Source organism: Inhella sp. (assembly GCF_027532025.1).
Taxonomy (GTDB): domain Bacteria; phylum Pseudomonadota; class Gammaproteobacteria; order Burkholderiales; family Burkholderiaceae_C; genus Inhella.
On sequence record NZ_JAPZSY010000101.1, the window covers coordinates 23,309 to 31,581 of the forward strand.

Consider the following 8,273-nt stretch of genomic DNA (forward strand, 5'->3'; position numbering starts at 1 on the left):
GTACACTCGATCACCAACTCGGCGGCCCACAGGCACCCGGCATGCTGCCCATCCAATTCCAACTCAACACCGGCTCGCCCGAGCCGCTCTACCGCCAGCTGATGGACCAGCTGAAGCGACGGGTGGCGGCCGGGCAATGGGTGGGGGGGCAAGAGCTGCCCTCGGTGCGCGAGCTGGCCGCCGAACTGACGGTGCACCCCATGACCATCAGCAAGGCCTACAGCCTGCTGGAAAGCGAAGGCTGGCTGGCGCGGCGGCGCGGCCTGCCGATGGTGATCGCAGCCACCCACCAGCGCGCGGCGCCAGGGCGCGAGCGCATCGAGCAACTGCGGCCCACCTTGCAACGCGCGGTGGACGAATCGCGCGAATTGGGCATCTCGCCCGCCCAGGCGCTGAGCCTGTTCCAACACCTCTTGACCGACGACTCCGGGAGTCCTGCATGAACAGCCCCCTCCTCCACGCTGCGCCCCAAGTGCAGATCGACAGCCTGCGCCTGGCCTACGGCAAGGCGACCGAGCCCGTGCTGCGCGACTTGAGCTGGACCCTGCAGCCCGGCCAGGTGGTGGGCCTGCTGGGGCGCAATGGCGCGGGCAAAACCACCTTGCTGGAAGCCCTGCTGGGCCTGCGCGACCCGCAGGCCGGCACGGTGCGCTTGTTCGGCCAAAGCGTCACGGCGCTGGACGACGCCGCCCGCGCCCGCATCGGCTACGTGCCTCAGGGCAGCGACCTCTTCGAGAACCTGACCGCCACGCAGCTGCTGGCCTACTTTCGCGCCTTCTACCCGCGTTGGAACGAGGCCAAGGTGGAGGGACTGATGAGCCGGTGGGAGATCCCGCGCGACCAGGTGATCGGCAAGCTCAGCGGCGGGCAACAGCAGCGCTTGTCCATCATCCGCGCGCTGGCGCACGAGCCCGACCTGCTGGTGCTGGACGAGCCCGTGGCCAGCCTGGATCCCATCGGCCGCCGCGACTTCCTGCGCGAGCTGGTGGACCACGTCATCAACCGCGGCACCACGGTGGTCTTTTCCACCCACATCCTCAGCGACCTGGAGCGCGTGGCCTTCCATGTCGCCTTCCTGAAGGACGGGCAGATCGGTCTGCAAGCGCCGCTGGACGAGTTGCTCGAGGACACCCGGCGCGTGGCCGGCCCCACGGAGGCCGTGGCGGCCCTGGTTCGCGAGCACGGGCTGCGTACGCTGGCCACCCTGCCCGCCCAGACCGGGCAAAGCCGAGCGCTCCTGCGCGGCCGTTGGCCGGACGCGCTGCCGGACACCCTGCTGACCCAAGGCGTGAGCTTGGACGACCTGTTCGAGGTGCTGACTTGAGCAGGCGCCCCCTGACCACGGTGCTGCGGGCCGCATGGCGGCAACCGCGCACCTCTGAGCAACTGGGGCTCGCGGGGGGCGTGGTCGGCTTTGCCATGGCCAGCATCGGGGGCGACCGCGGTTGGCTGATGAACGCACAAACGGTCGCCAGCCTGGCGGTGGTGCTGCTGGCCATCCACCTGCTGCAGGGCGTGCTGCGGCAAAACCACCCCCACTTGGCGCGCTTGATGCCGGGGCACCGTGCCACCTTGCAATGGGCCGTGCGCAGCGTGTTGCTGCTCACCGCCGCGGCCCTGCTGGGCCTTGGGCTTGCACCGACGCCAGAGCAGCGGCCCGTCCTGGCCTTGGTCGCGCCCGTGGTGCTGTGGCTCGGCGGCTGCTGGGGGCTATCCCGGTGGATGGCGCTGCCCCTGCTGCCCTTGGTGACGATCGGCACGTTCTGGCTGAACACAACCACGGGGCAGAGCAAGGACTTTACGTTCTGGGCGAGCTTGGCCTGCACCTGGGGCGTCATGCTGCTCGCCCTGCCCGCCTTGCTGCGCCGCGGCGACAGCGCACACGCGGCGCAGTGGCGGGCTTTGCGCAGCACCGATGCCATTTACGGCGCCGCGCTCGATGGCAGCAAGCGCGGCGCTGGGCAGTTGGGACAGGGCTGGGTGGCGCGCTTCGTGGTCTGGTGGTTTTGGCCCCTGCGCCGCCGCCTGGACTCGGCGCGGCTGCCGGTGCGCGGCGCGCGCGAGGCCCTGCGCCGCGCCCAGTGGGTGCTGGTCCCCAGCCTGCACCCCACCCAGCAAGGCCTGATGCTGCTCACCGTCGGCACGCCGGTGCTGCTGATGAGCCTGCTGCCCATGCTGATGAAGGGCCTGTCCCAAGGGCTGAGCCTGGGCGTGATGACCGCGCTGGCGATGGGCACCATCACGTGGCTGCTGCTGCTCACGCTGTGCAGCGGCCTGACTGAACATTGGCGAACCCGCGGTGAGCAAGCCTTGCTGCGCTTGGCGCCGCACACGCCACAAGGCGAGGCCCTGCGCCTCGGTTGGGCGGCCACCTTGCGCCGCCACGCGGTGGCGGGCTGGGTGCTGCACGGCGGCATCGGCCTGGGCTTGTGCGCCTGGATCGCCCCAGCGGCTTGGCCGCACGCCCTGGCCGCGGTGGCCCTGGTGGCGCCTGCCGTCTGGCTGCTGCCCGGGGTCCACTGGGCCCACCAAGCCCCACCCACCGGGGCTTGGGTTGGCTGGAGCACGGCGGGGTCCTTCTTAGCCGCTGCGGTGGTCGGCGTGCCCGCGGCAGGGGGCCCCGCCCTCTGGCCCCTGGTGCCTTTGGCCTGGGTGACGGGCGGCTTCGTCGCGTGGCGCTGGAGCCGCCCGCCGCAGCCGGGCGGCCACCGTTCGCCTTGGCCCGCTGGCCACGCCGGACCCTTGACCCGCTGAGCGAGACGCCCCATGACCCCACCCCTCCGCTTCCCCCACGCCGGCTACGCATGGCGCACCCTGCGCAACCAGGGGCACCTGCTGCAGCTCGCCCTGGGGCTGCTGTTCGCTGCTCTGATGGTTGGGTTGGCGCTGAAGTTCCTGCCCTCCAGCGGAACCTTTTGGTTGGGTCTGGTGAGCGGCATCGCGGCACTGCTGCTGTGGCACTTCCAGGTGGACGGCCTGCTGCAGCAAAACCGCCCCATGCTGGCGCGCCTGGTTCCAGGTCATGTCACGGCCTTGCGGCGCAGCCTGCTGCGGCAATGGCTGCTGCACACCGGCGTTTGGACGGTTTGGCTCTGCACCTTCTTCCCCAGCACGGGCGCCCCCCTGATGGCCGCCGGCTTCGGCGCGGCCCTCGTCGCCCTGGCGTGGGCGGCACGCCAACCCTGGCTTTGGCTGGCGTATGCGTTGGGTTTTGTGGCCTTGATGGTCCAGTGGGGCTCGCAGGCGCCGGCACTTCAAGCCGCGTTCAGCAGCCAGCAGCCCATGGCCGGCTGGCCTTGGGCCGCCTTCGTGCTGCTGGCCAGCGGCGCGGCACTGCCTGGGCTGCTGAGCACCGGCCATGCGGCGCACCGGCGCAACGCCGCACAGCGGGAAAACATGCGCTTGATGAGCGCCGCCATGATGCAGGGCGGAGGCGTGCCAGTGCGCCTGCGCTCGGGCTGGCTGGAGGCCCTGGAGCGGTTGGTCGACTGGCCCTGGCGCCGGCTGCTGGCCCGCGAGCTGAACGGCGGGTCCTGGCCAGCGGCCACGAAACAGCCGGGCCGCGTGGGGCGCCTGAACCTGGTGCTGGCCGGCTCTTCTCATTGGGCTCGCCAAGCGGGCCTCTTGGCTTGGCTCGTGCTGTTGTTCGGCTTGCCCTTTTGGGCGATGGAAACCTGGAGGCAGCCCAACCCCTCCAACGGCACCCGTGCCATCAACCTCATGTGCATCAGCCTGTGCTACGTGGCCTTCGGCGTGGCACTGAGCCCGGTCGTTCGGATCGGTGCCCACTTGCGGCAAATGCGGCGCGAGTTCGACCTGCTGCGCTTGGCGCCCGGCGTGCCCCCAATGCCGGTGCTCGGCCGCCGGTGGTCGGGGCACTTGGCCGCGCAGTTCCTGCTGGGCTGGACCCTGGCGACCGCCTTGGTGGTGTTGCCCATGCTCGCCTGGGGCAGTGCAGATGCGGTGCGTTTCAGCGCCGGCTTTGCCGCCGGCTGCCTGCTCCTGCTGCCCCTGGCCTGGGTGCACGGCGCAACGCTCACCGGCGAGTCCCGCTGGTCCCCGCAAGTCACCAACATGTCATCCATCGTCATGGGCTCGGTGGTCGGGGGCGTGTGCCAGGGTCTGGAAGTCGCGCCCCTGCACAGCCTGGGCGGTTTCGCCCTGCTGACCAGCGGCCTGGCGCTGGCCGTGGCCCTGAGGACGGGCCGGGCCGCGAACCCGAAGGCAAGCGGCCACTGAGCGGCAAGGGTCGCCCGCCGACACCGCCGAGACCGCCAGGCGATACCCGCGCACGTACTCCTGGGCCCTTTGGCGAGCCCACGCACAGACTGGCTTCCGCCGCGAGACAGCGCCCTTCGGCCAGTCGCGGCGCCAACCCAACAGGAGCCCTGCCCGTGCACTTCAACCCCCTTTTCAGAGCCACCACCACCCTTGCCGCGGTTGCCATCGGCCTCAGCGCATGCGGGGGGGGCTCGGCCCCCACACCGGCCCCCACACCGGCCCCGGCCCCAACCAGCGCGACTGCGCGCCTGGACGAATCGAGCTGCCCTTATGCCCTGCACTCGAGCCAAATCCTGCGCTCGACGGTGCGTTGCGGCGTGCTGGTGGTGCCTCAGGACCGCAGCAACCCCTCCAGCCCGACGCTGCGGATCCCCTTCGCCGTCTTCAAACCCGCCACCGCCAGCACGCTGACGCCCGTCGTCTACCTGACCGGGGGCCCAGGCGAAACCTGGAAAGAACGTCTCGCCACCGTGAAAGCGGGCGAAAGCCCAGGCTTTGTCGAAGGAGCCCAACTGCCGCGCGATGAAATCGTCCTCGAACAGCGCGGCTCGACCGGGACCCTGGAGCCCTTGACCTGCCCCACCGTCTCCTGGGGCCCAGAGATGTTCCGCAACGCAACTGCAGCGCTGTTCGCCGCGCTGCCGGGCATCCAGGCGTGCGCCGACAGCCTGCGCGCCAAGGGCCTGCAGCCGCGCCACTTCACGACCGACGACCTTGCGGCCGACGTGGACGACCTGCGCCGATTGCTCGGGCACCCCAAGGTCGTGCTGAATGGCGTGTCCTATGGCACCAACTGGGCGCTGGCCGTCGCTCGCAACCACAGCGCTGGCGTGGAAGCCCTGGTGCTCGATTCGGTGGTCTCGCCCGCCGTGTTCCCCGGTCGAACGACTGCAGAGGGCATCGACCGGGCGTTCACCGCCGTGGCGGCGGCCTGTGCGGAACAACCGGCCTGCGCGAGCGCTTACCCGAACCTGGACGCCCGCCTCTCCGCACTGCTCGACCGCCTGAACACCCAGCCCTTGCCCTGGAAGCGCGGCCCGGGGGGCGAGTTCAATGCCACGGTGGCGCTGGGCGCGCTGTTCTCAGTGGCGCAGTTCACCCCGCAGTCGTACCCGGCTGCCGTGACCACGTTCGAGAACCTCGTCGGCAGCGGTCTGTCGCCCGACGCCTTGCCGAGCGACCAGCAGGACTTGCTCGCTGAGCTCGCTCGGGAGGGGCTCGACTCGTCGATCGCGCCTGCCCCCGGACAGGTCTGGTCGCTCGTCTGCGCAGACAACGCCACGACGACGGCCACGGAACTCGCCGCCGGGGCCCAGCGCGTGCGTCCGGCCCTGCAACCGGCCATGGCGGCATGGAGCGGCGCGTTTTACGCGATTTGCCAGAGCTGGCCGTTCCGCAGCGACCTGCCGGCGAGCGCCTACCAGCCTCTGAAAAGCCCGGTCAAGACGCTGATCTTGTCGGGTTCACTCGACCCCTCCACGCCCCCAGCCTGGGCACAACAAGTGGCCGGCGCGCTGGCCAACAGCACGTTGGTTCGGTTCCCGACGCGGGCGCACTCGATCCAGAGCGCCAGCCCCTGCGCGCGCACGCTGGTAAGTGCCTTCTTGGCCGATCAGCCGCTCAACACCTCGTGCGCCGCAACCGAAACCCTGACCTTTGAATGAAGGGACGCCCCACCATGTCACCCTCCTCGATCCCCTCGCTCGGCGCGCTGGCCACGGCCGCACTGTTGACGGCTTGCGCGACCTCGGCACCAACGCCGGTGCCTGCTGGCGCCACGCGGATGAGCACTCCGGACATCCAAGCCCTGTTCGCCCAGCCGACTCAACTGGACAACGACGTGCGGGGTGGGCTGACCTACCGCTTTGCACCCAACGGCGGCGTCGAATTTGGCATGCGGCTGTTCGCCGCACGCAAATCGGGCCAATGGCGCGCCGACGACGAAGGCCTGTGCGTGCGCGTGGAAAGCGACCCCTGGATCTGTGGGCCGCTCTACCGCCTGGGCGCCAACCGCTACTACTTCGACGTGCCGCAATACGGGCAGGACTACAACAGCTTGACGGTGAGACCGTGACCCGGCCGGCGGCGCCGCGCCGCCAAACGCTCACCCGCCGCGCTGCGTAAGATCGTGGCGTGTCGCCACCCGCTGCCCCGCACCCGACCCCTGCCGTCGCGCCCAAGCGCCAGTGTGGGGGTTGGCGACTCGGTCTCGCGACGCTGCTCTTGGCGCTGGTGTCGACCACGGGGCCAGCGCTGGCGGCCAACGAAGCGGTGCCGCCACAGCCGCCCCATCCCAGCACTGCCCAACGACCCCCAGTGGCCTTGGTGTTGTCGGGAGGCGGTGCCCGCGGGCTGGCGCACATCGGCGTGCTGCGGGTGCTGGAAGAAATGCGGGTGCCGGTGGACATCGTGGTCGGCACCAGCTTCGGGGCGCTCGTCGGCGGCGCCTACGCGGGCGGTGCGGACGTGACCGAGCTCGAACGCCTCGTGCTCGCCACCGACTGGAACCGCGTGCTGCAGGACCGGCCGCCGCGCGACGCCCTGCGTTACCGCCAGCGCGAGGACGACACGCTGGTGTCGTCCCGCCTGGAGTTGGGCCTGAGCCGAAGCGGCCTGACCCTGCCCAGCGGCGCCTTCGCCAGCGGGGAGGTCGAACGGGTGCTGCGGCAAATGACGCCGTCCACCTCGCTGGTGCAAGTTCAACAACTACCCATCGTGTACCGCGCGGTGGCCACCGACATGCTCAGCGGCGAGATGGTCACGCCGGTGAACGTGACCCTGTTCACGGCCATGCGGGCGTCGATGGCGGTGCCTGGCGCGTTCGCGCCGATCACGGTCGACGGCCGCGTGCTGGGCGACGGCGGGCTGGTGCGCAACCTGCCGGTGGACCTGGCCCGGCAACTCGGCGCCGAGCGCGTGATCGCGGTCAACTTGGGCACCCCCCTCGGAGGCCCCGAGGTGTTGGGCGATGCACTGGGCATGGCGCAGCAAATGATCGCCATCCTGACGGAACAAAACGTTCAACGCTCGCTGCAGGAACTGACCCCGAACGACGTGCTGGTGGTGCCCGAGCTGGGTGGCGCCAGCTTTCTCGACTTCAACCGCGCTCGACACAACATCGAGGCCGGCGCTGCGGCGGCGCGCGCCCAAGCGCAGCGGCTGGCGTCTTGGTCCGTGCCACCCGAAGCCTGGGCCGAGTACCGCCGGCGCCGAACCGAGGGGCACACCGCCCTGGCGGCCAGCCCGCCCACGGCGGCGGCCGTGCGCGTGCAGCCCATCGGCCGCGACGGCCAAGCGCGGCCGGGCTGGGTGGGGGCACCGCTGGCCGCCGGGGAGGCGCTCACGGCGCAAACGCTCAGCGACGCGGCCGCCCGTTTGACGCGCGAGCTCGATGCCGAACGCGTCGATACGGCGATCGCGGGCGACGGCCCCTCGCGCGAACTGGTGCTGCTGCCCATCGCCTCGCCGCTCGCCAGTTCGCGCTTGCGGCTGGGTGTGGACCTGTCGACCGACTTCGCCCGCAGCAGCGAGCTCACGCTCTCGGGCCTGTACACGCTGGGCGGACTCAACCAGGCCGGAGCCGAGTGGCGCAGCCTGCTGCGGGCCGGCACGGTCAACGAGGTGCTGACCGAGTGGTATCAGCCCGTGGGGGCCGGGTCGCCCTGGTTTGGCAGCGCCCGCGTGGGCTACCGAAAGAACGGCGCCACGGTATACGACGACGAAACCGGTCGCGCCAGTTTATTGGTAAGCGTTAGCAGCGGCATAGCGTCACTGGCGCTGGGACGTCAACTGCTCGACAACGCCCAGGCGCGCATGGGCTTGCAGCACCGCTGGCTGCGTGGACGGGTAACCGTTCCCGACATCGGCGCATCTGGCGGCGTGAACGAGCTTTCGGCTTTCGGCGAGATCGGCTATGACACGCTCGATTCGTTAGGCTTTCCCACCCGTGGCCTCCTGTTGTCTGCCAGTTACGAGCGTTTTGCCGGGACGGC

The 8,273-nt window shown here is 70.5% G+C and carries 7 protein-coding genes; all 7 read left to right on the plus strand.

Annotated features, from left to right (window positions below; genetic code table 11):
- The first annotated feature begins 41 nt into the window (after positions 1-41).
- Positions 42-443, plus strand: coding sequence for a GntR family transcriptional regulator (locus O9335_RS12755; protein WP_298388682.1), 402 nt, complete (start codon positions 42-44; stop codon positions 441-443).
- Positions 440-1,324 carry an ABC transporter ATP-binding protein gene (locus tag O9335_RS12760; RefSeq protein ID WP_298388684.1) on the plus strand — a complete coding sequence of 295 codons (885 nt, stop codon included), beginning with the start codon at positions 440-442 and terminating at the stop codon, positions 1,322-1,324. The genes O9335_RS12755 and O9335_RS12760 overlap by 4 nt, the downstream gene beginning before the upstream one ends.
- Complete coding sequence (locus O9335_RS12765) at positions 1,321-2,754, plus strand: hypothetical protein (RefSeq protein WP_298388686.1); 1,434 nt, start codon at positions 1,321-1,323, stop codon at positions 2,752-2,754. Before O9335_RS12760 ends, O9335_RS12765 begins: the two co-directional genes overlap by 4 nt.
- Before the next feature lie 12 nt (positions 2,755-2,766).
- Positions 2,767-4,239 (plus strand): hypothetical protein, encoded by a 1,473-nt coding sequence (locus O9335_RS12770; RefSeq protein ID WP_298388688.1) that lies wholly within the window; start codon positions 2,767-2,769, stop codon positions 4,237-4,239.
- Positions 4,240-4,598: 359 nt separating this feature from the next.
- On the plus strand, positions 4,599-5,945 hold the full coding sequence (locus O9335_RS12775; protein ID WP_298388690.1) for an alpha/beta fold hydrolase: 1,347 nt from the start codon (positions 4,599-4,601) through the stop codon (positions 5,943-5,945).
- Positions 5,946-5,959: 14 nt separating this feature from the next.
- A complete protein-coding gene (locus O9335_RS12780; RefSeq protein WP_298388692.1) occupies positions 5,960-6,355 on the plus strand; it encodes a hypothetical protein in 396 nt (131 codons plus the stop codon).
- A 59-nt stretch (positions 6,356-6,414) separates the two neighbouring features.
- Positions 6,415-8,273 (plus strand): patatin-like phospholipase family protein (locus tag O9335_RS12785; RefSeq protein WP_298388695.1); only part of this gene is annotated, 1,859 nt, incomplete at its 3' end.